The 26266-nt window shown below is 67.8% G+C and carries 22 protein-coding genes; 11 read left to right on the top strand and 11 right to left on the bottom strand.

Features of this window, described 5'->3' with window-relative positions:
• Positions 1-98 precede the first annotated feature (98 nt).
• Positions 99-542 carry a PaaI family thioesterase gene (locus tag ACSFB7_RS23885; RefSeq protein ID WP_435474580.1) on the top strand — a complete coding sequence of 148 codons (444 nt, stop codon included), beginning with the start codon at positions 99-101 and terminating at the stop codon, positions 540-542.
• On the opposite strand, the gene ACSFB7_RS23880 is transcribed toward ACSFB7_RS23885, so the two are convergent.
• The gene (locus tag ACSFB7_RS23880; protein ID WP_435474578.1) at positions 463-1713 is read right to left on the bottom strand and encodes an acyltransferase family protein; all 1251 of its coding nucleotides are present in this window, start codon (positions 1711-1713) and stop codon (positions 463-465) included. The genes ACSFB7_RS23885 and ACSFB7_RS23880 overlap by 80 nt on opposite strands.
• A 155-nt stretch (positions 1714-1868) precedes the next feature.
• Here ACSFB7_RS23880 and ACSFB7_RS23875 point away from each other — a divergent pair, with 155 nt between their 5' ends.
• From ACSFB7_RS23875 to ACSFB7_RS23860, 4 genes are all read left to right on the top strand, one after another.
• The gene (locus ACSFB7_RS23875) at positions 1869-2804 is read left to right on the top strand and encodes a LytTR family DNA-binding domain-containing protein (protein ID WP_435474577.1); all 936 of its coding nucleotides are present in this window, start codon (positions 1869-1871) and stop codon (positions 2802-2804) included.
• Between the two features lie 178 nt (positions 2805-2982).
• Entirely contained in the window at positions 2983-4185 is a 1203-nt protein-coding gene (locus tag ACSFB7_RS23870) for an ammonium transporter (RefSeq protein WP_435474575.1), read from the top strand.
• 121 nt (positions 4186-4306) lie between these two features.
• On the top strand, positions 4307-5242 hold the full coding sequence (locus ACSFB7_RS23865; RefSeq protein ID WP_435474574.1) for a M14 family metallopeptidase: 936 nt from the start codon (positions 4307-4309) through the stop codon (positions 5240-5242).
• A 13-nt stretch (positions 5243-5255) separates the two neighbouring features.
• Positions 5256-5654, top strand: coding sequence for a DoxX family protein (locus ACSFB7_RS23860; protein ID WP_435474572.1), 399 nt, complete (start codon positions 5256-5258; stop codon positions 5652-5654).
• A 99-nt stretch (positions 5655-5753) separates the two neighbouring features.
• On the opposite strand, the gene ACSFB7_RS23855 is transcribed toward ACSFB7_RS23860, so the two are convergent.
• On the bottom strand, positions 5754-6683 hold the full coding sequence (locus ACSFB7_RS23855; protein ID WP_435474571.1) for a peptidoglycan DD-metalloendopeptidase family protein: 930 nt from the start codon (positions 6681-6683) through the stop codon (positions 5754-5756).
• Between the two features lie 72 nt (positions 6684-6755).
• Complete coding sequence (locus ACSFB7_RS23850; RefSeq protein ID WP_435474570.1) at positions 6756-7307, bottom strand: pseudouridine synthase; 552 nt, start codon at positions 7305-7307, stop codon at positions 6756-6758.
• Between the two features lie 156 nt (positions 7308-7463).
• Between ACSFB7_RS23850 and ACSFB7_RS23845 the strand changes: the two genes are divergently transcribed.
• Positions 7464-7766: a hypothetical protein gene (locus tag ACSFB7_RS23845; RefSeq protein ID WP_435474569.1), complete on the top strand. Its 303-nt coding sequence runs from the start codon at positions 7464-7466 to the stop codon at positions 7764-7766.
• Between the two features lie 50 nt (positions 7767-7816).
• Here the strand turns inward: ACSFB7_RS23845 and ACSFB7_RS23840 are convergent, their stop codons facing one another.
• Positions 7817-9631: a glutamine--tRNA ligase/YqeY domain fusion protein gene (locus ACSFB7_RS23840; RefSeq protein WP_435474568.1), complete on the bottom strand. Its 1815-nt coding sequence runs from the start codon at positions 9629-9631 to the stop codon at positions 7817-7819.
• Between the two features lie 148 nt (positions 9632-9779).
• On the opposite strand from ACSFB7_RS23840, the gene ACSFB7_RS23835 reads away from it, so the two are divergent.
• Positions 9780-10130 (top strand): hypothetical protein, encoded by a 351-nt coding sequence (locus ACSFB7_RS23835; protein ID WP_435474567.1) that lies wholly within the window; start codon positions 9780-9782, stop codon positions 10128-10130.
• Positions 10131-10211: 81 nt separating this feature from the next.
• Here the strand turns inward: ACSFB7_RS23835 and ACSFB7_RS23830 are convergent, their stop codons facing one another.
• The 6 genes from ACSFB7_RS23830 to ACSFB7_RS23805 are packed head-to-tail and all read right to left on the bottom strand — an operon-like array spanning position 10212 to position 15016.
• Entirely contained in the window at positions 10212-11048 is an 837-nt protein-coding gene (locus ACSFB7_RS23830; protein ID WP_435474566.1) for a LytR/AlgR family response regulator transcription factor, read from the bottom strand.
• 21 nt (positions 11049-11069) lie between these two features.
• Positions 11070-12083, bottom strand: a complete 1014-nt coding sequence (locus ACSFB7_RS23825; RefSeq protein WP_435474564.1) for a sensor histidine kinase — start codon at positions 12081-12083, stop codon at positions 11070-11072.
• Positions 12084-12142: 59 nt separating this feature from the next.
• On the bottom strand, positions 12143-12442 hold the full coding sequence (locus ACSFB7_RS23820; protein ID WP_435474563.1) for a 2TM domain-containing protein: 300 nt from the start codon (positions 12440-12442) through the stop codon (positions 12143-12145).
• Between the two features lie 46 nt (positions 12443-12488).
• Positions 12489-13487, bottom strand: coding sequence for an alpha/beta hydrolase (locus ACSFB7_RS23815; RefSeq protein ID WP_435474562.1), 999 nt, complete (start codon positions 13485-13487; stop codon positions 12489-12491).
• Positions 13488-13500: 13 nt separating this feature from the next.
• On the bottom strand, positions 13501-14460 hold the full coding sequence (locus tag ACSFB7_RS23810) for a sterol desaturase family protein (RefSeq protein ID WP_435474561.1): 960 nt from the start codon (positions 14458-14460) through the stop codon (positions 13501-13503).
• A 34-nt stretch (positions 14461-14494) separates the two neighbouring features.
• On the bottom strand, positions 14495-15016 hold the full coding sequence (locus tag ACSFB7_RS23805) for a DUF6622 family protein (protein WP_435474560.1): 522 nt from the start codon (positions 15014-15016) through the stop codon (positions 14495-14497).
• Positions 15017-15288: 272 nt separating this feature from the next.
• Here ACSFB7_RS23805 and ACSFB7_RS23800 point away from each other — a divergent pair, with 272 nt between their 5' ends.
• From ACSFB7_RS23800 to ACSFB7_RS23785, 4 genes are all read left to right on the top strand, one after another.
• Complete coding sequence (locus ACSFB7_RS23800) at positions 15289-16842, top strand: efflux RND transporter periplasmic adaptor subunit (RefSeq protein WP_435474558.1); 1554 nt, start codon at positions 15289-15291, stop codon at positions 16840-16842.
• 24 nt (positions 16843-16866) lie between these two features.
• Entirely contained in the window at positions 16867-19986 is a 3120-nt protein-coding gene (locus tag ACSFB7_RS23795; protein ID WP_435474557.1) for an efflux RND transporter permease subunit, read from the top strand.
• Between the two features lie 763 nt (positions 19987-20749).
• Positions 20750-24034 carry an efflux RND transporter permease subunit gene (locus ACSFB7_RS23790; RefSeq protein ID WP_435474556.1) on the top strand — a complete coding sequence of 1095 codons (3285 nt, stop codon included), beginning with the start codon at positions 20750-20752 and terminating at the stop codon, positions 24032-24034.
• A 10-nt stretch (positions 24035-24044) separates the two neighbouring features.
• A complete protein-coding gene (locus tag ACSFB7_RS23785) occupies positions 24045-25532 on the top strand; it encodes an efflux transporter outer membrane subunit (RefSeq protein ID WP_435474555.1) in 1488 nt (495 codons plus the stop codon).
• Positions 25533-25622: 90 nt separating this feature from the next.
• Here ACSFB7_RS23785 and ACSFB7_RS23780 read toward each other — a convergent pair whose 3' ends face one another.
• Positions 25623-25988, bottom strand: a complete 366-nt coding sequence (locus ACSFB7_RS23780; protein ID WP_435474554.1) for an SPW repeat protein — start codon at positions 25986-25988, stop codon at positions 25623-25625.
• Between the last annotated feature and the right edge of the window lie 278 nt (positions 25989-26266).

Here is a 26266-nt window from a genome sequence, read left to right as displayed (position 1 = left end):
GTTGTCCGTCGCGCGCGCGACGATGCACGGCGCCCGCGCTTCTTAGAGTGCCCCCGTACCCATCGCCCACCCGCATCGCCACGCCAAGGAGACCTTCCATGCTCGACACGATCAAGACCATCAACCAATCCGCCGCCTTCAACCGCTGGGCCGGCTTCGAAGTGACGCACGCCGGCGACGGCCAGGCCGAGCTGCGCATGAACTGGCGCGCCGAAGACATGGGCCAGTACGCCGGCTTCCTGCACGCCGGCATGATCGCCGCGCTGCTCGACACCGTGAGCGGCTACGCGGCCGCCACGCTGGCGGGCCGCGTGCTGGCCTCGCATTTCTCGGTGAACTGCATCTCGCCCGCCATCGGCCAGGTCTTCGTGGCGCGCGGCCGGGTGATCAAGGCCGGCCGAAAGCAGGTGTTCGTTGCGGCCGAACTCTTCGCGCAGCCCGAAGGCAAGGGCGACGACGCGCTCAAGCTCGTGGCGACGGGGAACGCCATCCTGGTTCCGGTGGAAGAGCTTCAGTCGAAGCAGCCGGCTGCTGCTGCATAGGCTTGGCGCGGCGCCGCAGCTTCAGGCCGAACAGCGGGCGCAGCCAGTTGCTGCGGCGGATCAGTCCGTCGGTCAGCATCCAGCAGCCGAGGATCGTCAGCGCCACCAGCAGCGCGGGCTCCAGCACCGGGCCCAGCGCGAGCGGTGCCAGCAGCGCCACGCCGACGATGATCAGCGTCTGGTGCAGCACGTACCACGGGTACACCGACTCGTTGGCCCAGCGCAGCCACGGCCACGGGCGGTTCAGGTGGTGATGGCCGTGGCCCAGGATGGTTGCGACCGTCAGCCACAAGTAGAGCGTGCGCAATGCGTCCACCAGCAGGCCGGAGGCCGGGCCCTTGGCGCCGACGCGCAGCGCGATGTACGTGGCGATCAGCGCGACCACCAGCGCCAGCGACACCCGGCGCAAGCGCTCCAGCTCTTGCCATACGCCGGTGTCCACGCCCATCCAGTAGCCGTAGAGAAACATCGTGAAGTAGAGGCCGTGCAGATAGAAGTCGCGCACCAGGTTGTGGGTGGGCGGGAAGTGCGGGGCCAGCAGCGTCGTGCAGGCGAGCAGCGGCAGCACCGGCAGCAGCAACAGCTTCCAGCCGCGCAGGCCGTTGAAGCGGCGGCGCATCCACTGGCCGGCGGCCGAGTTCCACAGCGGCAGCGGCAGCGCGATCACGGCCGTGTAGGCAAACAGATAGGGCAGGTACCACAGGTGGTTCCAGGTGATGCCGAACTCCGCGCCGTCGAAGGCGCGCTTCGGCCACGGCTCGGCCATCGACAGGTAGCGCAGCAGGAAGGCGCCGAAGCCCGGCGCCACCATGCCGTTGGCCACGCCCTGCGCGTAGGCCTGGTACGGCACGATCACCGCCATGCCGAACACCAGCGGCAGCATCAGCCGCACACCGCGGCTGCGCAGCAGGCCCCAGGTGCCCTGGCCCCGGCTCAGGAAGCCGAGAGACACGCCCGAGATGAGGAACACCAGGTCCATGCGCCAGAGGTTCAGCATCCGCATCGGCCACTGCAGCCATTCGGCCGCGTACGGACTTTTCAGGTGCCAGGGCCAGTCGGCCACGTAGTACATGCCCACGTGATAGAGGATGACGAACAGGAAGGTCAGGGCGCGCAGCGCGTCGATGTCGTGGCGGCGCGGGTTGGGCTGGTGGTTGGTTGTTGCGGTCATCGCAAGCTCCTCGAAGCGAAGAAGCCGCGATGCTCGGGCCCGCGGCCCCGGCCGGGGGTGGCGAGGGGACGGAACGCCCCCGCTTTGTGACGAGCGGTGCCCCGCAGGGACGAAATCGGCCGACCCCAAGGGCCAATTTCGCGAGAATTCCCCGCATGCGAGACCCGCGCAAGAACCTGTACGAACGCTACGAGCCGATCCGCCGCTACGTGGAGGTGGGTTTCTGGATCGTGCTGATGACGCTGCAGGCCGCGTTCAACATCTCGGTGGCGCTGGTCGATGCGCGGGGGCGCGCCGTGCCGCACGCCACCTGGGAGATCCTGGTGTGGGAGGGTTCCAGCCACCTCGTGCTGCTGGCGCTGGTGCCGGCCATCGTGGCGGTCGAGCGCTGGCTGTCGCCGTTGCCGCGCAGGCACCTGCTGCGCTACCTGGCGGCGCATGCGGTGGCCAGCGTGGCCTTCAGCGTGGTGCACGTGATGGCGATGTTCGCGCTGCGGGCGATGGCCTATGCGGCGGTCGGCCAGCACTACGACTTCGCGGACTGGAGCAGCCAGTGGGGCTATGAATACCTGAAGGACGTGCGCGCGTACGTGTCGATGGTCTTCGGCATCTGGGCCTACCGGCTGTTCGTGCTGCGGCTGCAGGGCGAGGCGCGGGTGCTCGATGCGCCGGAGGAGGGGGTAGTCGCGCCGATTTCGACTTTGGCGGAACCGGAGGGATTCGAACCCTCGATGCCAGAGTTGCCCCCGCCGCAGCCCGTCGCCCGCCCCGAGCGCTTTCTGGTTCGCAAGCTGCGCCGCGAATTCCTCATCGCCGCCACCGACATCGACTGGCTCCAGGCCGAAGGCAACTACGTCGGCCTGCATGTCAACGGCCACGACTACCTGCTGCGCGCCACGCTCACCGACTTCCTGACCCAGCTCGACCCCGCCCGCTTCGTGCGCGTGCACCGCAGCCACGCGGTGAACCTGGGGCGCATCAAGGAAATCGAGCCACTGGACGGCGGCGACGCCCGGCTGCACATGCACGACGGCACCACCGTGCCCTGCAGCCGACGCTACCGGGACGCGCTGCGCGCCGGCGCTGGCTGAACCACGCCGGCCCACCGGTCGGCCTGTTCCGGTGCGAAAACGGGGCGATGTGTCCCGCTAATGGTTCGTTCTGCACCATCAACGAGCTGTCAGGCACCAATTTTGCTTTCTTGCGCCGGCGGCCCGAGCAATTCGGGTGCGACGCACCAATTCAAACCAAAAACTGCAAGAAGCTCCAATGGACGCACTCAAACAGGGCGCAGACGCGCTGTTCATCCTTCTCGGCGCCATCATGGTGTTGGCCATGCACGCCGGTTTTGCCTTTCTGGAACTGGGCACCGTGCGCAAGAAGAACCAGGTCAATGCGCTGGTGAAGATCCTGGTCGACTTCTCGGTGTCGACCATCGTGTACTTCCTGGTGGGCTATGGCGTGGCCTACGGCACGCATTTCTTCGTGAGTGCCACCGAACTGTCGGCAAGAAGCGGCTACGAGCTGGTCAAGTTCTTCTTTCTGCTGACCTTCGCGGCAGCCATCCCGGCCATCATCTCGGGCGGCATCGCCGAACGGGCCAAGTTCTGGCCGCAGCTGATCGCCACCGCGGTGATCGTGGGCCTCGTCTATCCGCTGTACGAGGGCATCGCCTGGAACAAGCACTTCGGCATCCAGGGCTGGATCGCCTCGCTCACCGGCCACGAGTTTCATGACTTCGCCGGTTCGGTGGTGGTGCACGCCGTGGGCGGCTGGCTTGCGCTGCCGGCCGTGCTGCTACTGGGCGCGCGCCGCAACCGCTACCGGGGCGACGGCTCGCTCAGCGCGCATCCGCCGTCGAACATCCCCTTTCTTGCACTCGGTGCCTGGGTGCTGTGCGTGGGCTGGTTCGGCTTCAACGTGATGAGCGCGCAGAGCATCGACAAGATTTCCGGGCTCGTGGCCGTCAACTCGCTGATGGCGATGGTCGGCGGCACGCTGGTTGCGCTGGCCATGGGCAAGAACGACCCGGGCTTCGTCTACAACGGTCCGCTCGCGGGGCTCGTGGCCGTGTGCGCCGGCTCCGACCTGATGCATCCGCTGGGCGCGCTGGTGGTGGGCGGCGTGGCGGGCGCCATCTTCGTCAAGATGTTCACGCTCACGCAGAACAAATGGAAGATCGACGACGTGCTCGGCGTGTGGCCGCTGCACGGCCTGTGCGGCACCTGGGGCGGCATCGCGGCCGGCATCTTCGGCACGCAGATGCTGGGCGGCATCGGCGGTGTGAACGTGTGGGCGCAGCTCATCGGCACCGTCATCGGCGTGGCATGGGCCGGGCTGGCGGGCGCGGTGGTGTACGGCGCGCTCAAGGCGACGATGGGCCTGCGGCTGTCGCAGGAAGAGGAATACGACGGGGCCGACTTGTCGATTCACCACATCTCGGCCACGCCGGAGCGCGAAGTCAACTGGTAGCTTGGGCGGGAGCAACGGGTTCGTCGCGGTGGGAGGGCCGGCCGTGGTGTGCGGGGCGAAAAATTGCCATCTGTAGCAAACTCGCCCGACCGCTTTGCTCCGATTCAATTCCAACAGCCCCATGACCCAATCTCCCCCCGCTCTCGAAGTCCTGCCCCGCGACCTCTCGGCCTATCGCAAGGGCAACACCGGCATCGACTACGTGCACCGCTTCGAGTCCGGCAAGCCCGGCCCGCACGTGCTGATCAATGCGCTCACGCACGGCAACGAGATCTGCGGCATGACTGCCGCCACCCACCTGCTCGACACCAACGTGCGCCCGAAGATCGGCACGCTCACCGTGAGCTTTGCCAACGTGGCGGCGTACGAGTCCTTCAACGAGGCGCTGCCCTTCGACAGCCGCCAGCTCGTGCACAACCTCAACCGCGTCTGGTCGCCCGAGTGGCTCGACGGCACCGAGGACAGCCCCGAGCTGCGCCGCGCCCGCGAACTGCGCCCAGTGGTGAGCGCGGCCGACCACATCCTCGACATCCATTCGACCAGCCAGCCCGTCATTCCGTTCTGGGTGTACCCCGCCTTCGAGCGCAACGCCGCAGCGGCAATGGCCATCGGCCGCCCCTCGGTGCACCTCGTGATGCCCGATGGCCTGGGCTCCGGCACGCCGCTGATCCAGCACGGCAGCCATGGCTTGCCTGAAGGCAAGGGCGTGGCGCTGGTGGCCGAATGCGGCCAGCACTTCCTGCGCTCGGCGTCGAAACTGGCGACTGCCATCTCGCTCGATTTCCTGGCGCACTTCGGCCTCATCGACAAAGACCCGGCCGTGCCCGTGCCCGGTGAGCAGCGCCGCTTCCAACTGCTGCAGACGCACGTCATCAAGTCGGAAGACTTTGCTTTCGTGCGCCCGCTGATCGGCTTCGAGACCTTTGCCAAGGGCGAGCTGATCGCCACCAACGGCCCGGACGAAATTCGCGCGCCGTGCGATGACTGCACGATCTTCATGCCCGCGCAACGGACGATCGTGGGCCGCGAGGCGGTGTACCTCACCAAGCCGCTCTGAAGTCGATAGACCGATGACCGCCGCGCCCGCCATGAACCGCTGGCGCGTGGCGGGCCTGGTCTTCATCTTCCTGTGGTTCGCCATCGGCGGCGTCGCGCATTTCGTCGCGACCGACATCGAGATGCGCATCGTGCCGCCCTGGATTCCCTGGCCGCGCGAGACCGTGTGGGTGAGCGGGGTGTTCGAGCTGTTGGGCGCGGCCGGACTGCTGTGGCGGTCGACGCGACGGGCTGCGGGTATCGGCCTGTTCCTGCTGACATTGGCCGTGACGCCTGCGAATGTCTACATGCTGCAGCGCGCAGAGCTGTTCGCGAGCGTGCCGTATTGGGCGCTGGTGTTGCGGCTGCCGGTTCAGGTGGCGTTGTTGGCGTTGATTGCTTGGAGCACGATGCTGACGCCGCGCCGCGATTGATCGCAGCCCAAAGCGGGACGACGACTGGCGTAGGCAGATCAGCAGGTGGTGCGGTTCACCGACGGTGGTGATTTCGTAGCTTGCGTGCTAGATGAGCACTCAGGCCGCAACGAACAAGGCCGGATCCACCATCGCCCGATTCAGCATCACCGACCAATGCAGATGCGGCCCCGTCACCCGCCCGGTCGCGCCGACTGCAGCCAGCCGCTCGCCGGTCTTCAGCACATCCCCCACCTTCACGTCGATACGGCTCAGGTGGCAATACATCGTCAGCAGGCCGCCGCCGTGGTCGAGCCACACGGTGCCGCCGTTGAAGAAATAGTCGCCCGTATCGATCACCTTCCCCGGTAGCGGCGCCAGCACCGGCGTGCCCGTGCCCGCCGCGATGTCCATGCCGCTGTGCGGATTGCGCGACTGCCCGTTGAACACGCGGCGCAGGCCGAACGAACTGGAGCGGCGGCCCGGCACGGGCACGCGCATCTGCAGCGCGGTGTCGGGGCGCATGTCGGTGAGCGTGGCCATCACGGTGGTCAGGTGGTCACGTTCGCGTTCGTAGCGCGCCTGGTCTTCGGGCGCCAGATCGACGGTGCGCGGTGCCACGGTCAGGCGCTGCTCGCGGTATTGCTTCGGGGCGATCGTGTAGCCGATCTGCCGTTCGGGGCGGCTTTCGGTGCGGACCGTGATGCTCGCGTCGCCGGGCGTGGCCGCGAGCGGGATGCCGACCAGCGCGGTCCATTCGATCGCGTCGCCGAGCACGAGCAGCGGCACGTCACCCGAGAACGCCGTGGGGCGCGCGGCCGCCGGCCCCAGCGACAGGCGGGCGACGCCGCCCGGCACTTGTGACGCGTGGGGCCAGACGGCGGCGTGCGTTTGTTGTTGCGGCTGTTGCTGTGCTTTCTTTGCGGGGCTGGCCGCATCGGCGCGCGTTGCGGGAAGTGCCAGCAGGCCGAGCGCGCCGAGCATGGCGGCACGCCGGTTCAAGGCTGTGGAACAAGAAGAGCCGGGGAGGGGAGAAAAAGAAGTGCTCATGGGCAACAGGCGTCCAATGAAATTGATGTGTGGTTGTTGATCGATGCGCAGGCAGATGGGCACGTGGCCGCGTCATTCCCGCCAGGTTCCCGGCGCCAGCCCGTCGAGCGTGTGCGGCCCGATGGCGGCGCGGATCAGGCGCAGCGTTGGCAGCCCGACGGCGGCCGTCATGCGCCGCACCTGGCGGTTGCGGCCTTCGCTGATCGCCAGTTCGATCCATGCGGTGGGGATGCTCTTGCGTTCGCGGATGGGGGGCTCGCGCACCCACACCTCGGGCGGCGGATCGAGCAGCCGTGCCCTGGCCGGGCGGGTGGGGCCGTCGTTGAGCTGGACCCCGGCGCGCAGCGTGGCAAGCGCCTCTTCGGTGGGCACGCCTTCGACCTGCACCCAGTAGGTTTTTTCCATCTTGAAGCGCGGATCGGCAATGCGCGCCTGCAGCTTGCCGTCACCGGTGAGCAGCAGCAGGCCTTCGCTGTCGGCATCGAGGCGGCCGGCCACGTAGATGCCGGGGATGTCGATGAAGTCCTTCAGGCCGCGCCAGCGTCCCTCGGGCGTGAACTGGCTGAGAACGCCGTAAGGCTTGTTGAAGCGGATCAGGCGGGAAGAAGGGCTCGGAAGATTCATGAATGCGCAGGATAGCCGGGGTCTGCGGACTGCGGCCGATGGAAGACGGTGGCGGGCCACATGAAGTGGCGTTGCTGTCCTGCAAGGCGTGCCTGCCCGCGTGGTTTCAATCGAGTCTTCGGGTCCGTGTCGATCCAGCAAACACCGGGGTCTTCAATGACGATGCGAAGTTTCAGCAAAGTGGCGTGGATGGTGGGCGCGGGCCTCGTGCTGACCGCGTGCAACAGCACCTCGGTGCGTGTGGGCGGCGCGCCCGACGCGAGCATCAAGAACTGGGTGGCGGCGGCCTCGCGTGAACTCAGGGTTCCGCCAGCCAGCATTGCCGTGGACAGCGGCACGACGCCGCGCGATGGCGTCTATGCAATCAACCTGAGGGTCGGGCCGCAAGGCCGTTCCGCCGTGTGCACCACCGATGAAAACAGCGCGGTGCTGGGCGTGGTCTACAAGCGGCCCGAATAAAGCTCAATGAGAAAGCCGGAGCCATTGCGGCCCCGGCCGGGCGTGGTTGGTTACTTGCCCCAGCTATCCCGCATGCCCGCCGCGCGATTGAACACACGCGGGCCTTCCGCGCCGGCCTTCGTGTCACGCACGAAGTAGCCATGCCGCTCGAACTGGATGCCGACGCCGGGCTCGGCGTTGGCCAGCGACGGCTCCACGAATGCCAGGCAGGTCGACAGGCTGTCCTTGTTCAACTCGTCCAGCAGCTCGCCGCTGCCCGGGTTCGCAGCAGCAAACAGCCGCTCGTACAAGCGCACTTCAGCCTGCACCGCATCGGCCGCAGCCACCCAGGTGATGTTGCCCTTCACCTTGATCGCATCCGCGCCGGGCGTGCCGCTCTTGGTGTCGGGCACCAGCGTGGCCTGCACTTCGACGAGCTTGCCGTCGGCGTCCTTGGTGCCGCCGGTGCACTCGATGACGTGGCCGTACTTCAGCCGCACCTTGTTGCCGGGGAACAGTCGGAAAAAGCCCTTGGGCTGCACTTCTTCGTAGTCGGTGCGTTCGATCCACACTTCGCGGCCGAGCTTGAACTCGCGCTTGCCCATCTCGGGGTGGTGCGGATGCACAGGGGCGGAGCAGTCGTCGAGCACGTCGTCGCCGCCCATCAGTTCGCCCCAGTTGGTGATGACGAGCTTGACGGGGTCGAGCACGGCCATGGCACGCGGGGCGATGGGGTCGAGGCTGTCGCGCAGCGCGGCTTCGAGGCTGGCGTAGTCGATCCAGCCGCCCGACTTGGTGGTGCCGCTGCGTTCGCAGAACAGGCGCAGCGCTTCGGGCGTGTAGCCGCGGCGGCGCAGGCCGGCAATGGTGGGCATGCGGGGGTCGTCCCAGCCGTCGACGTACTTTTCTTCGACCAGTTGGCGCAGCTTGCGCTTGCTGGTCATCACGTGCGTGACGTTCAGGCGCGCGAATTCGTACTGGCGCGGATGCGGGCTGGCGACAAGGCCGCCTTCGGCGAGGCGATCGAGCAGCCAGTCGTAGAAGGGGCGCTGGTCTTCGAATTCCAGCGTGCAGATGGAATGGGTGATCTGCTCCAGCGCGTCTTCGATCGGGTGCGCGTAGGTGTACATCGGGTAGATGCACCACTTGTCGCCCGTGTTGTGATGGTGGGCCCGGCGCACGCGGTACAGCGCGGGGTCGCGCATGTTGATGTTGGTGCTGGCCATGTCGATCCTGGCGCGCAGGATGGCGGCGCCATCGGCGACCTGGCCGTCGCGCATGGCGCGAAAGCGCTCCAGGTTTTCGGCGGGCGTGCGGCTGCGGAAGGGGCTGTCGGTGCCGGGGGTGTTGAAGTCGCCGCGGTTCGCGCGCACTTCCTCGGCGCTTTGCTCGTCCACGTAGGCCAGGCCGGCGCCAATCAGGTACTCGGCGGCTTCGTACATGAAGTCGAAGTAGTTGCTGGCGAAGTACTCGTGCGGCTGCAGGGTGCCGGGGGCGCTCGGGCGGTCGGCCAGGTAGGTTTCGTAGCCGAGCCACTTCACCGCTTCGCGGATGGAGTCGACGTATTCCTGGTCTTCTTTTTCCGGGTTGGTGTCGTCAAAGCGCAGGTGGCTCACGCCGCCGTATTCCTTGGCCAGTTCGAAGTTGAGCCAGATGCTCTTGGCATGGCCGATGTGCAGGTAGCCGTTGGGCTCGGGCGGGAAGCGCATGCGCACCTTGGCCGGGTCGGGCATGCCCTGGGCGTGGTGCGCGGCGTCGCCGGGCGAGCCGCCCCACTTGCGGCCAGAATAGGCACCCTGTGCGAGGTCGTTCTCGATCACGTGGCGCAGGAAATTGCTCGGTGCAGCGGTCGTTTTGGCGCCGTTTTTGTCGGTCGGGGAGGTCATCGGGGCATTCTAGAGGGCGCCCCTGGAGCGTTACCTTTGGCAACGCTCTTCACATTGCCCAGTGCACCCCCTTTGCATTTGCCGCGTTCAATACACACATGGGCGGTTCACACCCGAACGCAGCTCTCGAAACAAGGAGTCCAACATCATGAGCCTCACACGTTCTACTTTCTTCAAATGGGCCGCCGCAGGTGTCGTGGCAGCCGGTGCACTGTTTGCAGCCACTTCGGCCAGCGCCCGCAGCGACGTGAGCTGGTCGATCGGTGTCGGCGTGCCAGGCGTGGCGGTGGGCGTGGGCGGTCCCGCCTACTATCCACCGGCACCGGCTTACTACCCGCCGGCACCCGTGTACTACGCGCCGCCAGCGCCGGTCTACTACAACCCGCCGCCGGTCTACTACCGTCCGGCCCCGGTCTACTACGGTCCGCCGGCTTATTACGGCCCGCGTTACTACGGTCGCGGCTACTACCGCGGCCATGGCCATGGCCACTGGCGCTAATTCGCCACAGCATTCGTGACTGAATGAAAAAAGCCGGCCCCGCAAGGGCCGGCTTTTTCATGGGCGCCGCATGTCGGCTTTTCACATGGCGCGAAACAGATGGGCGTAGAGGCGGCTCACCGGAATCTTCTCGGGCCGCCCGCGCAGCGTCAGGTGCATCTTGCCGGCCTCGTCGCGGTGCACCGACTCGATGGCCGCGCTGCGCACCACCACCGCCCGGTGCACCTGCCAGAAGGTGTCGGGGTCGAGCTGGGGCAGCAACTGCTTGAGCGGCGTGCGGATCAGGTATTCGTGCGTGGCGGTCAGCACGCGCAGGTACTTGTCGGCGGCCTCGAAATACAGCACCTCGTCGATGGGCACCATGCGCACGGTGCTGCCACCGGCGTCGCTGGCGGCAATCATGCGCAGCGGTGCGGGCGGCGGGGTGGCCGCGCCGGTGCCGGCGGCGCTCAATACCTGGCGCCATTGCGCGAGCGTTCGCTCAAGGGCTTCGTCGGCCACGGCGGGTGTGGCTGCCGATGACGACTGTCGCGCGGCCAGCGCCTGCTGCAGCCGGCCGACGGTCTTGCGCAGGCGCTCGGGCTGCACCGGCTTGAGCACGTAGTCGATGGCCTGGGCCTCGAAGGCGCGGGCGGCGTATTCGTCGTAGGCGGTCACGAACACCAGTTGCGGCATGGGCGCCTCGTCGGTGGGCCAGCAGTCGGCCAGTTCGGCGGCGGCGCCCAGGCCGTCGAGGCCGGGCATGCGGATGTCGAAGAACAGCACCTGCGGCAGCAGGCGCAGCGCCTCGCGCACGGCGCTGCGGCCGTCACCGGCGGTGGCAACGATCTGCAGTTCGGGCCATGCGGCGGCCAGCTCCGCCTTGAGGGCTTGCGCGAGCAGGGGCTCGTCTTCGGCGATGAGTGCGGTGGGGTGCATCGTCTTCTTCTCGTGGAATGTTCAGGCGGGCAAGGGCAGGTTCAGCGTGGCCCGCGTGCCGCCTGTGGGTGCGGGCGCCAGGCTCAGCCGGCCTTGCGTGCCGTACACGGTGGCCAGGCGCTCGCGCACCTGTTCGAGCCCGAAGCCGCTGCCTTCGGAGGGCCGGGCGGCGTCAAGGCCGACGCCGGTGTCGCTCACCTCGATCACGAGCTGCCCCGCGTCGCTGCGCGCACGCACGGTGATCTCGCCGCCTTCCACCTGGGGCTCCAGCCCGTGGCGGATGCTGTTTTCCACCAGCGGCTGCAGCAGCAGCGGCGGCACCGGCGTGTTGCGCAGTTCGTCGGGCAAATCGAGCGTGTAGCGCAGGCGCTCGCCCATGCGCACCGACATCAGTTCGAGGTAGTCGCCCAGCCGGTCGAACTCGGCCGACAGCGGATGCGACAGCGCGCGCGAGCCGCTGAGGGTCATGCGCAGATAGCTGTTGAGGCGGTCGAGCATGGCCACGGCACGCGGCGGATCGACGGTGATCAGCACGCGCAGGTTGGCCAGCGTGTTGAACAGCATGTGCGGTTCGAGCTGGGTTTCGAGCAGCTTGAGCCGCGCCTCGGTGGCGTTGCGCTGCGCCAGCTCGATCTGGCCGAGCAGGTGCTTGCTCCTGCCGAGGCTGTAGAAGAAAAAGCACATTCCGATGGTGGCGGTGATCGTGATGACGACCGCGGTGGCCAGCTTGTGTCCACGGAAGTCGAGGAAGTCGAAGGCGGGGGCGCCGCTCCAGGCGTCGCCGATGAGGTTGCCCACGAAGAAGCCGACAGTCACGCCGATCGCGACCAGCACGAAGCCCCAGGGCCCTTTCGGCCACAGGATCTCGTGGCGCCCGCTCAACAACAGCCGGCCGGTGTCGATGCACAGCCAGCTCACGGTGCCGATCGCCATCGAATAGACCAGGTGGTTGGCCCAGCCGCCGTCCTGGGTGATGGTCAGCGCGGCGGCGATGATGCAGCAGAAGACAGCGGTGACCAGGCCATGCCGCAGCATGTCCCGAAGGTTTTGGACATTGAACCGGGGAGGGGTTGCGGACGGCGTCGGGCCCAGGCTCATCCGCGATCCCCGGCGCGCAGCGCGCGGCGCTCGCGTTCCAGCAGCCGGTTGTAAAAACCGCCGCCGGGCGCGATGAACCAGACCACGGCGCCATGAACCAGCAGGCCCAGCCCCCAGCCCATGAGCGGGTACATCGCCCAGGTGTGGCCCCTGGCGGCCGAGAGCGTGACCAGGCCGATGTTCACCAGCACATAGACGAGGGCGTGGATGTACCAGCCCATCTTGGCGCCGGCGCGACGGCGCGCGAGCTTCTCGATGTCGGACGGGGTGGCGTTGGAAGCGGGGTAGTGGTTCATGGCGATGCTCCTCAGCATAAGCGGACCGGAAACTGGCGGCGGCGCATCAGGGCCCCGGCGCGGCGCCCGCGTCGAGCTTTTCGATGGCGGCCACGGCCGCGGCGCGCGCCGCCGGATTGAGCGTGAGCGTGATGTGGCCGGCACCGGGCACCAGCGTGACCGGAATGTCGGGCCGGCCGGCGTCGGCGAACACCTGGGCGAACTTGTCGGCAATGAACACTTCGTCGTCGGCGCCCACCAGCACGGCGACGGGTTTGCGGATGCCCTGGATGTCGGCCTTGTAGTCGGCGTTGGGCTGGAAGTTCGTGACCAGCGCATAGGAATACGAGGGCGTGAGTTCGGCGCGCGGCGCGTCGCTGACCGCGAAGTCGATCACCGGCAGATGGTTGAACGCGGTGATGCCGACACGGTTGAGCAGCGTGAGCGCCACCACGCGCGGAATGCCCACCGACACCCAGCCGCCGGCATCGGGCCGGTAGTTGGGCGCATGGCGGTTGGTGTAGGGCGCCATCAGCAGGTAGTTGTCGAACAGCGCCTGCCGCGGGCCGCCGGCCATGCGCAGCGCAAAGCCGCCGCCGGCCGAAAAGCCGGCCAGCGTCCGGGGCTTGGCGGGCTGCAGGGCGTGCACGAAATCCTGCAGGTCTTCGTCGAGCTGGCCGACATGGCCGATGTCGCCGCGCGGCCCCGATTCGCCGTGGCCGCGCACGTCGAGCGCATACACGGTGAAGCCCGCTTGTGCCAGGCTCTGCGCGAGCGGATGCAGGCTCTGGCTGTTGGCCGACGAGCCGTGCACCAGCACCACGCTGCCGCGCGGGGACTGGCCGCCGCCGGCGGCATAGCTGCGGTAGGCGAGCTGGGCGCCGTCGCGCGCCGGGTAGCGCTGCAGCGGCGGCACGGCGGAAAAATCGACGTTGCTGAACGGGTCGCTGATGCTCTGCATCGGCTTCGGGCGGGTCGGTCCGCCAAAGGTCACGGCCGCGCCGGTGGCTGCCAGCAGCAGGACCACGACGGCCGAAACGGTAAGGGCGGCGGTGCGCAGTTTCATGATGTCGAGGTTTTCAGGTGGGCTGGTTGCCCGCGATGCGTTCGCCGGACAGGTGCGGCATGTCGGCGGGTGCCGGTGACGACGAAGAAGACGCGGCGCGCTGCCGCAGTTCTTCGGTGGTCTCGCCGGGGCCATCGGGCCGCCAGCCCGGCGGCTTGACGAGGTAGCCCACGAAGGCGCGCACCGAGCGGGCCGAGGCCAGGTCGCGGAACAGCGCGCGCCACTGCGAGAACTCGATCTCCAGCAGGTTGTTCGAGGTGATCGGGTTCACCAGTCCGTAGCGGCAGGGCAGGTCGGCGCGCTCGGGGATGTAGGTGCCGAACAGGCGGTCGAACACGATCAGCACGCCGCCGTAGTTGCCGTCGAGGTATTCGAGGTTCGAGGCGTGGTGCACGCGGTGTGCCGAGGGCGTGTTCAGAATCCATTCCAGCGGTCCGAGGCGCGGAATCCAGGTCGCATGAATCCAGAACTGGTACAGCAGGTTCAGCGTCAGCATCAGCAGCACCACCCGGGGCGGCATGCCCAGCAGCGGCGCCAGCATGAAGAAGGCCAGCGTGCCGGTGAGGCGGCCGGTCCAGCCGAAGCGGTAGGCGGCCGACAGGTTGAGCTGGTTCGGCGAATGGTGAATGGAATGGGTGCACCAGAACCAGCGCACCCGGTGCGCCGCGCGGTGGTACCAGTAGTAGCAGAACTCCTGGCCGATGAAGCAGGCGGCCCAGCCGCTCCAGTGGTCCATCGGCAGCGTGAAGAAGCGGTGGGCGTAGAACCAGTCCATGGCGCCGGTCCAGAAGGCCAGCGGCAGCAGCCAGCGCAGCGGGTATTCGCGCACCAGGAAGTCGACCACCGAGATGCCGGCCGCCTTCCAGTCGTAGCTGCGCCAGCCGTTGCGCCAGGAGAGCACCAGCGCCTCTGCGATCGAGGCGACAAGCACCACCGTGACCGAAATCTTGAGGATCAGCAAGAGCACGTTCATGGCGGTTCCTGGAAGCTGGGGCCGGGCAATGATCTTAGGCCGCGCGGGCGCCGGCCGCCATCGAGTCGGTCGCGATGGCCAGCTTCCACAGGCGCAGGGCGCGGGCCGCGAAGACACCGGTGAAGGCACCGTACACCGTGGGAACCACCACCGCGAAGGCGGCCTGGTGGTTCAGCTCGGGGTGCATGGCCAGGGCGGCGCCCACCACGTACTTGGTCAGGAAGATGCCCATCATCAGCATCAGCGGCACGGGGGTGCCGGCCAGGTGGAAGCGGCGCTGTGCCGCGTCGTAGCGGGTGGTGGCGGGCAGGGGGCGTTGCAGCAGCACGGCCAGCATCACGGCCGCGGCAGCGGCCCAGCCGAGCAGGGCGCCGATGGAGTCGCCGAAGGCCGAGATCACGCCGAACACCGACAGCCCGCCCATGATGAGCGGCATCAGCGTGACGCGGCTCAGGCTCACGCTGTTGGCCAGCAACTGCTTGGCGCCCAGCCAGACCAGCAGCACGAGAACGGCGAACACCCACTTGGGGGTATGGAGGATGACTTGCATCAGCATGGTGGCACTCCGTTGAAAGATGAAGGGAAGCTGAAAAAAGAAGGATCGAAAAGCGATGGGGTGGACTGTGCCGGCGGCCACCCCCGCCCGCCATCGGCGTGCGACGGAATGCCCTGTGGCGGCGCCAGTTGCCACAGGGCGGCGCGAACGGTGGCCCCGCGGCGGCCTCGGGGCGGGAGCTTTACCGCCGCTTTACGGCGCAGCCAACTGCGCGACTACCATTCGGCGCTGTACTCTAGGTCGCACCTCTGCCCCTCTCGCTCGCACCGCCCATGGATTCCAACAACCCTCCCGATCCTCTGCCCGCCAACGTGTCTCCCACACATCCTTCGGTGCGCAGACGCCGCTGGGTCGGGACCCTGCTGACCTTGCTGCTGCTCGCGGCACTGGGGGCCGGTGCCTGGTACCTGATCCAGCGTTCCAAGACGCCGGTGGCCGGCGTGGGTGGCCCGGGGGGTCCGGGCGGCGGCCGTCCGGGTGGTCCCGGCGCGGGCGGGCCCGGTGGGCGCGGCGGTGGCGGTGCCGCGGGCGGTGCGGCTTCCAGCACGGTCGGTGCGGCCACGGCCACGCGGGCCGACATTCCGGTCCAGCTCGAAGCGCTGGGCACGGTCACGCCGCTGGCCAATGTCACGGTGCAGCCGCAGGTGTCGGGCGTGCTCACGGCCGTGCTGTTCCAGGAAGGGCAGATGGTCAAGAAGGGCGACGTGCTGGCCACCATCGACCCGCAGCCTTTCCAGAATGCGCTGGCACAGGCCACGGGCGCGCGGCTGCGCGACGAGGCCTCGCTCGATGCGGCGCGCGTCACGCTCAAGCGCTACCAGACCCTGCTCGGGCAGGACTCCATCGCGCGGCAGGACGTGGACACGCAGGCCGCGCTGGTCAAGCAGCTCGAAGGCACGGTCGCCATCGACCGCGCGAACGAGGGCACGGCCAAACTCAACCTGACATGGAGCCGCATCACCGCACCGGTGAGCGGGCGCATCGGCCTGCGGCCGGTGGACGCGGGCAACTACATCACGACCGGTGCCACCGGCGGCGTGGCCACCATCACCCAGATCATGCCGATCGACGTCGAGTTCGCCATTCCGCAAGACCGCGTGCCCGAGGTGCAGGAGCGTCTTGCGCAGGGCGCCCAGCTCGACGCCACGGCCTTCGACCGCACGCGCACGCGCCGGCTCGCCAAGGGCATGTTCGCCACGCTCGACAACCTGGTCGATACGCAGACCGGCACCGTCAAGGCCAAGGCCCGTTTTTCGAACGCCGACAACGGCCTGTTCCCGAACCAGTTCGTCAACCTGCGGCTGCTGCTGCGCACCGTCGACAGCGCGGTGGTGGTGCCGGTCACGGCGCTGCGGCACGGACCCAACGGCGACTATGTCTATGTGATCAACAGCGACAACACCGTGTCGCAACGCCCCGTCAAGCGCGGCGAGTCCAGCGTGGACAACGTGGCGATCATGTCCGGGCTGGAGTCCGGCGAGCGGGTCGTGACCGAAGGCGGCGACCGGCTGAAGGACGGTGCGCGCGTGCAGACCTCGGTGGAGCGGCCGGCCACGCCGGCCTCGGGTGCCGCATCGGGCGCGCGACGTGGCGGCGGGCATCGCGGTGAGCGCGGTGCCAACGGCAGTGGCGGCGCGGGCCGCCGCGAAGGCGGTGCGGGTGGTGCGGGCGCGGCAGGTGCCTCGGCGGGTTCCGGTGGTTCGGGCTCGGGCGGCGGCGAAGCCCCCGCCGTGCAACCCAACCAGTCCGGCGCTTCCGTTCCGCCAGCCGCCCCGGTCGTGCGGCCGGGCACGCCGCCTGCCGCATCCGGCGGCACGATGCGCTGAGGTTCGCCGAAAGCGCTGCCACCGATGAGCCCCTCACGTCCGTTCATTCTTCGACCGGTGGCGACTTCGCTGCTGATGGTCGCCATCGTGCTGGCCGGCCTGGTGGCGTTTCGCTTCCTGCCACTGTCGGCATTGCCGCAGGTCGACTACCCGACCATCCAGGTGCAGACCCTCTACCCCGGGGGCAGCCCCGAGGTGATGAGCAACACCGTCACCGCGCCGCTGGAGCGCCAGTTCGGCCAGATGTCGGGCCTGGACCGCATGAGCTCGACCAGCGCGGCGGGCGTGTCGATCATCACGCTGCAGTTCTCGCTCGGCCAGACGCTCGACGTGGCCGAGCAAGAGGTGCAGGCCGCCATCAACGCCGGCGGCTCGCTGCTGCCGGCCGACCTGCCGGCGCCGCCGGTGTACGCCAAGGTCAACCCGGCCGACGCGCCGGTGCTCACGCTGGCCATCACCTCCGACACGCTGCCGCTGACCGATGTGCAGAACCTCGTCAACACGCGGCTCGCGCAGAAGATCAGCCAGGTCTCGGGCGTGGGGCTGGTGTCGCTCAGCGGCGGGCAGCGCCCGGCCGTTCGCATCCAGGCCAACACGCAGGCGCTGGCTGCCAACGGCATCGGCCTGGACACGCTGCGCACTGCCATCAGCGCTGCCAACTCCAACGGCGCCAAGGGCAGCTTCGACGGCCCCAAGCGCGCGTACACGATCAACTCGAACGACCAGCTGGTCACGGTCGACGACTACAAGAGACTGATCGTCTCGTACAAGAACGGCGCGCCGATCCGCATGGTCGATGTGGCGCAGGTGGTCAACAGCGCCGAGAACACGCAGCTCAGCGCCTGGTCCGGCAGCAAGGCCAGCGGCAGCAGCCAGCTCACGCCGGCCATCGTGCTGAACGTGCAGCGCCAGCCCGGCGCCAACGTGATCGCCACCGTCAACGCCATCAAGGCCCAGTTGCCTGAACTGCAGGCGGGCCTTCCCGCCGGCCTGAAGATCGAGGTGCTGAGCGACCGTACCGCCGGCATCCGCGCCTCGGTGCAGCACGTCGAGATGGAGCTGGTGCTGGCCGTGGTGCTGGTGGTGCTGGTGATTTTTGCCTTCCTCGGCAGCCTGCGCGCCACCGTCATTGCCAGCATCGCGGTACCCATCTCGCTCATCGGCACCTTCGGCCTGATGTACCTGCTGGGCTACAGCCTGAACAACCTGAGCCTGATGGCGCTGACCATCGCCACCGGCTTCGTGGTGGACGACGCGATCGTGATGATCGAGAACATCGCCCGCTACATCGAGGAGGGCGAAAAGCCCATGCAGGCCGCCTTCAAGGGCGCGACGCAGATCGGCTTCACCATCATCTCGCTGACGGTGTCGCTGATCGCGGTGCTGATTCCGTTGCTCTTCATGGGCGACGTGGTGGGCCGCCTGTTCCGCGAGTTCGCGGTGACGCTGGCCATCACCATCCTGATCTCCGCCGTGGTGTCGCTCACGCTGGTGCCGATGATGTCGGCGCGCTGGCTCAAGCACGAGCCCAAGAAGGAGCCCGGCGGCACCGGCTTCGGCGCGCGCGCGCAGCGTTTCTTCGATGGCGTCATGGTGCGCTACGACCGCTCGCTGCACTGGGTGATCGAGCACCAGCCGCTCACCTTGCTGGTGGCGCTGCTCACCATGGTGCTGACCGTGGTGCTGTACCTCACGATTCCCAAGGGGCTGTTTCCCACGCAGGACACCGGCCAGTTGCAGGCCCGCGTGCAGGCGGCGCAGGACGTGTCTTTCGACCGCATGTCGCAGTTGCAGCAGGCGGCGGCCAAGGCCGTGCTCGAAGACCCCGACGTCGAGAACCTCAGTTCCTTCGTCGGCGTGGATGCCGCCAACAACACCATGCTGCACACCGGCAGCATGCTCATCAACCTCAAGTCGGGCCACGGCAACCAGCAGCAGATCATGGACCGGCTGCGCGAGCGCGTGCGCGAGGTGGCGGGCGTCACGCTCTACCTGCAGCCCACGCAGGACCTGACCATCGACGCCGAGACCGGCCCGACCGAATACCGCGTGTCGCTCGAAGGCGTGGACAGCGCGGCGATCACCTCGTGGATGAAGAAGCTCGTGGCGAAGCTGCAGGAATCAGACAAGGTGCGCAACGTGAGCAGCGATGCCGGCGCGCAGGGCCTGGCCGCTTTCGTGAACGTGAACCGCGACACCGCGGCGCGCCTGTCGATCACCGCGAGCACGGTGGACGACGCGCTTTACAGCGCCTTCGGCCAGCGCATCGTCTCGACCATCTTCACCGAGACCAACCAGTACCGCGTGATCCTCGAAGCCATGCCCGGCATGGTGAACACGCCGCAGACGCTGGGGCAGTTGAGCCTGATCGCCGGCTCCGGCACGGCCACGCCGCTGTCGGCCATTGCGGACATCAGCGAGCAGCAGGCGCCGCTGCAGATCACGCACGTGGCGCAGTACCCGGCGAGCACGCTGAACTTCGACACGGCGCCGGGTGTTTCGCTCGGCACGTCGGTCGATGCGATCCGCGCGGCGGCCAAGGAAATCGGGTTGCCCACCAGCGTGACCATGACCTTCCTTGGAGCCTCGGGGGCTTATGAGAAATCGCTGTCGAACCAGTTGTGGCTGATTCTTGCGGCGGTGGTCTGCGTGTACATCGTGCTGGGCGTGCTCTACGAGAGCTACGTGCATCCGCTCACCATCTTGTCGACGCTGCCTTCGGCGGGCGTCGGTGCGCTGCTGGCGCTGATGGTCACCGGCAACGACCTCGGGGTGATCGGCATCATCGGCATCATTTTGCTGATCGGCATCGTGAAGAAGAACGCGATCATGATGATCGACTTCGCGATCGATGCGGAGCGCAACGAGGGCAAGTCGGCGCGCGAGGCGATCCATCAGGCGGCGTTGCTGCGGTTTCGGCCGATCTTGATGACGACGCTGGCTGCGCTGTTCGCGGCGGTTCCGCTGATGTTGAGCTTTGGCGATGGGGCCGAGTTGCGGCGGCCGCTGGGGCTTGCGATCTTTGGCGGGTTGATCGTCAGCCAGTTGCTGACCCTGTTCACTACGCCTGTGATCTATCTGGCTTTTGATCGGCTGGGTGGGGGGAGTACTCGGCGGGTTGTGGGTGAGGAGGAGGCGGTTTGATTCGTTTTTTCCCTTGCTTGACGTTTTCTTCCCGGAGCCGGGTCTCGCCCCGGCGGGCGACTCACTTTCTTTTGCTTCGCCAAAAGAAAGTAAGCAAAGAAAAGGCGACCCTGCTGTCTGCGACCCTTCGCTTCGCTGCGGGCAACCTGCGGTGCTCGACGCCGGTGGGGGTCCGCAGAACTCGCTTCGCTCAAACAGCTGCGGCCCTGATCCCACCGGCGTCTGCGCTCCTCGGCGCAGCCAGAAGGGAGGGGAATCCTTCGGGCCATCGCTGCGCTCGGCCTTTGGTTTCGTTCGGGCCTTCGCTTCGCTCGGCCTTGGGATTTACTCCCTCTCCCCTTGAGGAGAGAGCGGGGGTGAGGGCATCGGCTTTCATCCAGGCAAGGCGGTGTTCCTGCGCCGTCGGCCCTCACCCCAACCCTCTCCCCAAGGGGAGAGGGAGCCCGAGCCGAGCGAAGCGATGGCTCGTTCGGTATCCAACCCCCCTCTGGCTGCGCCGAGGAGCGGAGCGTTTCGCGGATCAGGGCCGCAGCTGTTTGAGCGAAGCGAGTTCTGCGGACCCCGCGAAACGTGAGCACCGCAGGTTGCCCCGTAGCGAAGCGCAGGGGTCGCAGACAGTGGGGTCGCCTTTCTTTTGCCTACGTTTCTTTGGCGAAGCAAAGAAAAGTAGGTCGCCTGCCGGGGCGAGACCCGGCCTCCGCTCTTCGCAAGAAGCGCAAGACCCGCAGGGACCGAGCCTCTGCCCTCCGCAAGGAGCGCAAAGATGAACCTCTCGCTCCCTTTCGTCAAACGCCCCATAGGCACAGTCCTGCTGACAATCGGCGTAGCACTGGCCGGCATAGCCGCCTTCTTCGTCCTCCCAGTCTCCCCGCTCCCCCAGGTCGACTACCCAGTCATCTCAGTCAGCGCCGCCATCCCCGGCGCCAGCCCCGAGACCATGGCCACCAGCGTGGCCACCCCGCTGGAGCGCCACCTCGGCACCATCGCCGGCGTCAACGAAATGACCTCGACGAGCGCGGTCGGCACCGCGCGCGTCACGCTGCAGTTCGACCTGAGCCGCAACATCGACGGCGCCGCGCGCGAAGTGCAGGCCGCCATCAATGCCAGCCGGGTCGACCTGCCGGCCACGCTGCGCAGCAACCCGACCTACCGCAAGGCGAACCCGGCGGCGTCGCCGGTCATCATCCTCGCGCTCACGTCCAAGACCAAGACGCCGGGCCAGATCTACGACGCGGTGTCGAACATCGTGAGCCAGCGGCTGTCGCAGGTGGACGGCGTGGGCGACGTCGAAATCGGCGGCGGCTCGCTGCCCGCCGTGCGCGTCGAGCTGCTGCCGTTTGCGCTCAGCCGCTACGGCATCAGCACCGACGACGTGCGCGCCGCGATCCAGGCCTCCAACGCCAACCGGCCCAAGGGCATGGTGCAGGGCGAGGGCCGCAAGCTGCAGATCTACACGCAGACGCCGGCCCTGCGCGCCAGCGACTACGCCTCGATGGTGGTGGCCTGGCGCAACGGCGCGGCAGTGCGGCTGCAGGACGTGGCCGAGGTGATCGACGGCGTGGAAGACACGCGCACGCTGGGCCTGTTCAACGGCGAGCCCGCGATCATCGTGTTGATCACGCGCCAGCCCTCGGCCAACATCATCGAAACGGTGGACAGCGTGCGCGCGTTGCTGCCCGAACTGCAGGCCCAGTTGCCGCCCGACGTGACGCTGCAGGTCGCGTCGGACAGCACCAACTCCATCCGCGGCTCGCTGCGCGAGGTTGAGCTGACGCTGGTCATCTCGGTGCTGCTGGTGGTGCTGGTGGTCAGCCTGTTCCTGCGCAGCGTGCGCGCGACCATCGTGCCCGCCGTGGCCACGGTGGCGGCGCTGCTGGGCACTTTCGGCGTGATGTACCTGCTGGGCTTCAGCCTGAACAACCTGAGCCTGATGGCGCTCACGGTGGCGACCGGCTTCGTGGTGGACGACGCCATCGTGGTGCTCGAAAACACCAGCCGCCACATCGAGTCCGGCATGTCGCGCATGAAGGCGGCGCTGCTGGGCGCCAAGGAAGTGGGCTTCACCGTGCTGTCGATCAGCGTGTCGCTGGTGGCGGTGTTCATTCCGCTGCTGTTCATGGGCGGGCAGGTGGGGCGGCTGTTCCGCGAGTTCGCGGTCACGCTGTCGGCTGCCGTGATGATCTCGCTCGTGATCTCGCTGACCACCACGCCCATGATGTGCGCGTGGCTGCTCAAGCCCGGCGGCGAGCACGACAAGAACAAGCCGCAGGGCCGCTTCGGCCGCGCGGCGGCGCGCAGCTACGACTGGGTGCTCAAGCGCTACGAGACCAGCCTCGACTGGGCGCTCGACAACAAGGGGCTGGTCATGCTGGTCCTGGTGGCGGTGGTGGGGCTCAACGTCTACCTGTTCAGCGCCGCGCCCAAGGGCTTCTTTCCGCAGCAGGACAGCGGTCAGCTCAATGGCGGCCTGCGCGCCGACCAGAGCATTTCGTCCAAAGCCATGGCCGCGAAGCTGCGTGAGGTGGTCGACATCATCCGCGCCGACGAAGCGGTCGACACCGTGGTGGGCTTCACCGGCGGCAGCCGCGCGGGCGGCGGCTTCATGTTCGTCAACCTCAAGCCGGCCAACCAGCGCAAGGACAGCGGCCTTGCCGTCATCGCACGGCTGCGGCCCAAGCTCAACGAGGTGGCCGGCCTGCGCGTGTTTTTGGGAACGGTGCAGGACGTGCGATCGGGCGGCCGCTCCAGCAATTCCACCTACCAGTACACGCTCAAGAGCGACAGCCTGGCCGACCTGCGCGTGTGGGCCGCCAAGCTGGCCGACGAGATGAAGCTGCAACCGGTGCTGGCCGACATCGACACCGACCAGAGCGAGAACGGCGTCGAGATGATGGCGCAGGTCGACCCCGACAGCGCGCGCCGGCTCGGCCTGACCTCCACGGCGGTGGACAACGCGCTCTACAACGCCTTCGGCCAGCGCCAGGTGGCGACCATCTACACCGAGCTGAACCAGTACCACGTGGTGATGGAATGGGCGCCGCGCTACACGCTCAGCCCCAATGCGCTGAGCGACGTGTACGTGCCCGCGACCAAGACGGTGTTCGTTGCCGGGCAGGCCGTGACCACCCAGGTCGCGGCCACCACAACGACCGCCAACTCCGCCACCTCCGGCAGCAAGTCGGGGGCAAGCACGTCCGCCGCCGCGAGCACGGCGGTGCCGGTTTCCGCCAACCCCGGATTGCGCAACGCTTCTTCGGGCAATGTGTTGAGCAACACGGCCACCAGCCTCGTGCCGCTGTCGGCCGTGGCGAAGTTCTTCGAGAACTCGGTCGCCACGTCGGTCAGCCATGAAGACGGCGAACTGGCAACGACGGTGTCGTTCAACCTCGTGGAAGGCGCGAACCTGGGCGACGCGCGCGAAGCCATCGCCAAGGCCGAGGCCAACATCGGCATGCCCACCAACGTGCGCGGTTCGTTCTCGGGCACGGCGGCGAGCGCGCAGCAGTCGCAGAGCCAGCAGGCCATCCTGATCCTGGCCGCGCTGGTGGTGATCTACATCGTGCTGGGCATCCTCTATGAAAGCCTGGTGCACCCGATCACCGTGCTCTCGACCTTGCCGTCGGCCGGCGTGGGCGCGGTGCTGGCGCTGCTGATGTTCCGCATGGAGTTCTCGATCATTGCGCTCATCGGCGTGTTCCTGCTGATCGGCATCGTGAAGAAGAACGCCATTCTGATCATCGACTTCGCGCTGGAGGCCGAGCGCTCGCGTGGCCTTGCGCCGCTGGAGGCGGTGCGCGAAGCCTGCCTGCTGCGCTTCCGGCCGATCCTGATGACCACGCTGGCGGCAGCGCTGGGCGCGCTGCCGCTGGCCATCGGCTTCGGGGAGGGCGCCGAGCTGCGCCGGCCGTTGGGCGTGGCCATCATCGGCGGGCTGATCGCCAGCCAGTTACTGACGCTGCTGACCACGCCGGTGGTCTACCTGCTGCTCGACAAATTGCGCCGCCGCGGCGCCCACGAAAACGAACTGGGCCGTGCCACGAATGCCTGAGAACACCGCCATGAACGCACTGCTTTCCCTCTCCCGTTCGAGCCCGCGCCGCCTCGCGCTTTCGGCGCTCGCCCTGGCCGCCTTGCTTGCCGGTTGCAGCGTCGGCCCGCGCTACCAATTGCCCGCCAGCGCCTCGCCCACCTACTGGAAGGAACAGAAGGCCGCCGAAGGCTGGCTGCCGGCCGCGCCGGCCGATGCGCTGGACCGTGGCGAATGGTGGAAGCTGTTCGGTGACCCGACGCTCGACGATCTGGCCGCGCGCGTGCAGGTGTCGAACCAGAACATCGCGGCGGCGGTCGCGAACTACGCCAACGCCCAGGCGCTGGTGCGGGGGCAGCGCGCTGCGCTGTTCCCGTCGGTGGCGCTCAATGGTTCCGGCAAGCGCACGGGCGGTGACGACACCAGCCCGACCAATGCGTTCTCGGCCTCGCTCGGCGCCACCTGGGCGCCCGATGTCTGGGGCCGGCTGCGGGAGTCGGTGAACAACGCGTCGGCCAACGCACAGGCCTCCGAGGCCGACCTGGCATCGGCGCGGCTGTCGGCCATCGGCGACCTGGCGACCAACTACCTGTCGCTGCGCGAAGCCGATGTCGAAATCGGGCTGCTCGATGAAACGATCAAGGGCTACGAGCGCGCCTTCGAGATCACGCGCAACCGCTACAACGCCGCCATTGCCGCGCAGACCGACGTGCTGCAGGCCCAGACCCAGTTGGCCAATGCGCGCGCCACCCGCCTGACGCTGGTGCGCACCCGCGCCACGCTGGAACATGCGATTGCCGTGCTGGTGGGCGCGGCGCCGGCCGACTTCAACCTGACAGCCGCGCCCTGGACGCAGACGGTGCCCGGCATCCCGACCGGCGTGCCCACGACCTTGCTGCAGCGCCGGCCCGACATCGCGGCGGCAGAGCGCGCGGTGGCCTCCGCCAATTCGCAGATCGGCATTGCGCGCTCGGCCTACTTCCCGAGCTTCAACCTCAGCGCGTCCATCGGCAGCAACGCCAGCCGGGTGGGCAGTCTTTTCAGCGCCCCCAACACGCTGTGGTCATTGGGACTGTCGGCGGCGCAGGTGGTGTTCGATGCGGGCGCCATCGGTGCCAGCGTCGATGCCGCCAAGGCCAGCTACGACGCCAGCGTGGCGCGCTATCGCCAGACGGTGCTGGCCGCCTTCCAGGGCGTGGAAGACCAGCTCACCACCGGCGCCACGCTCGCCCAGCAGGAGGGCATGTACCGCGAAGCCTCCGAGGCGGCCAACAAGACCGAGCAGCAATTGCTCAACCGCTACCGCGAGGCGCAGGTGGCCTACACGGATGTGGTGACGGCCCAGGTCGCCGCGCTGAGCGCGCGGCGCACGCTGGTGCAGGTGCAACTCAACCGCCAGACGGCCGCCGTCGCGCTGATTCAGGCGCTGGGCGGCGGCTGGCAGGCCGGGTGGATGGACGGCGAAACGCAGGCGGCGACGCAGCAACAGCCTTCTGCCTCCCAGCAGCCCAAGCCCTGAGAAATAAAGAGGGGACGGACGATGCTTGCGCCCGTTCCCCGGAGCCCAGCCGCCGGCTGCGCGCGGGGCCCTGTTTCATGGCACGCCGGCTCAGTGCGCCGGACGGTCAATGGCGTGACCGAGGTAGTCCTTGTCGGTCACCAGCACCCAGAGCGCGAGCACCAGGATCACCGCGGCCACGAGCACCGCGTTGACCAGTGCTGCTTCCGTCGAACGGAAGCCAAGCACCCAGGGCGAAACCGCGAGCCAGGCGGCGAGCGCGACCTCGGTCCACTCTTCCCATTGGCGCGGCACGAAGGTCGCGCCAAGCGCCACGGCGCCGAGCAGGATGCCGGTCGCCACCATCGTCCACATCGCGGGCGTCAGGTCCTGAAAGCCCAGGACCCAGGGCGAGACGACGAGCCATACGCCGGCCACGGCGTTGACGGGGTCTTGCCAGTGCTTCACTTGCTTCATGGTCATTACCTCCTGTCGCGACAAGGCGCCGCGACAGCGGTTGGACCCGCGCCGGGCCTTCAGGGTTCCGGAGCGGGCACCCCCGGTTTGACCGCGCGCGCACCGCCCTGGGGCGCTCCGTGTAAGCGAACTACAGTGTTTTAACTTACACGTGTTAGTAAATGTTAAGAAATTCTCCGTAATACTCGAAAAAGTCCGAAAACTCTTTTTTACGGAAATCGGGGATATGACGCGCCGATCCTGAGCCGTAACATCCGCGCGGCCTGATTCCGGCCGCC

Source organism: Variovorax raffinosi (assembly GCF_051216615.1).
Lineage (GTDB): Bacteria > Pseudomonadota > Gammaproteobacteria > Burkholderiales > Burkholderiaceae_C > Variovorax.
Note: the sequence above shows the minus strand (reverse complement) of the source record. Positions and strands in the feature narration are given on the sequence as shown.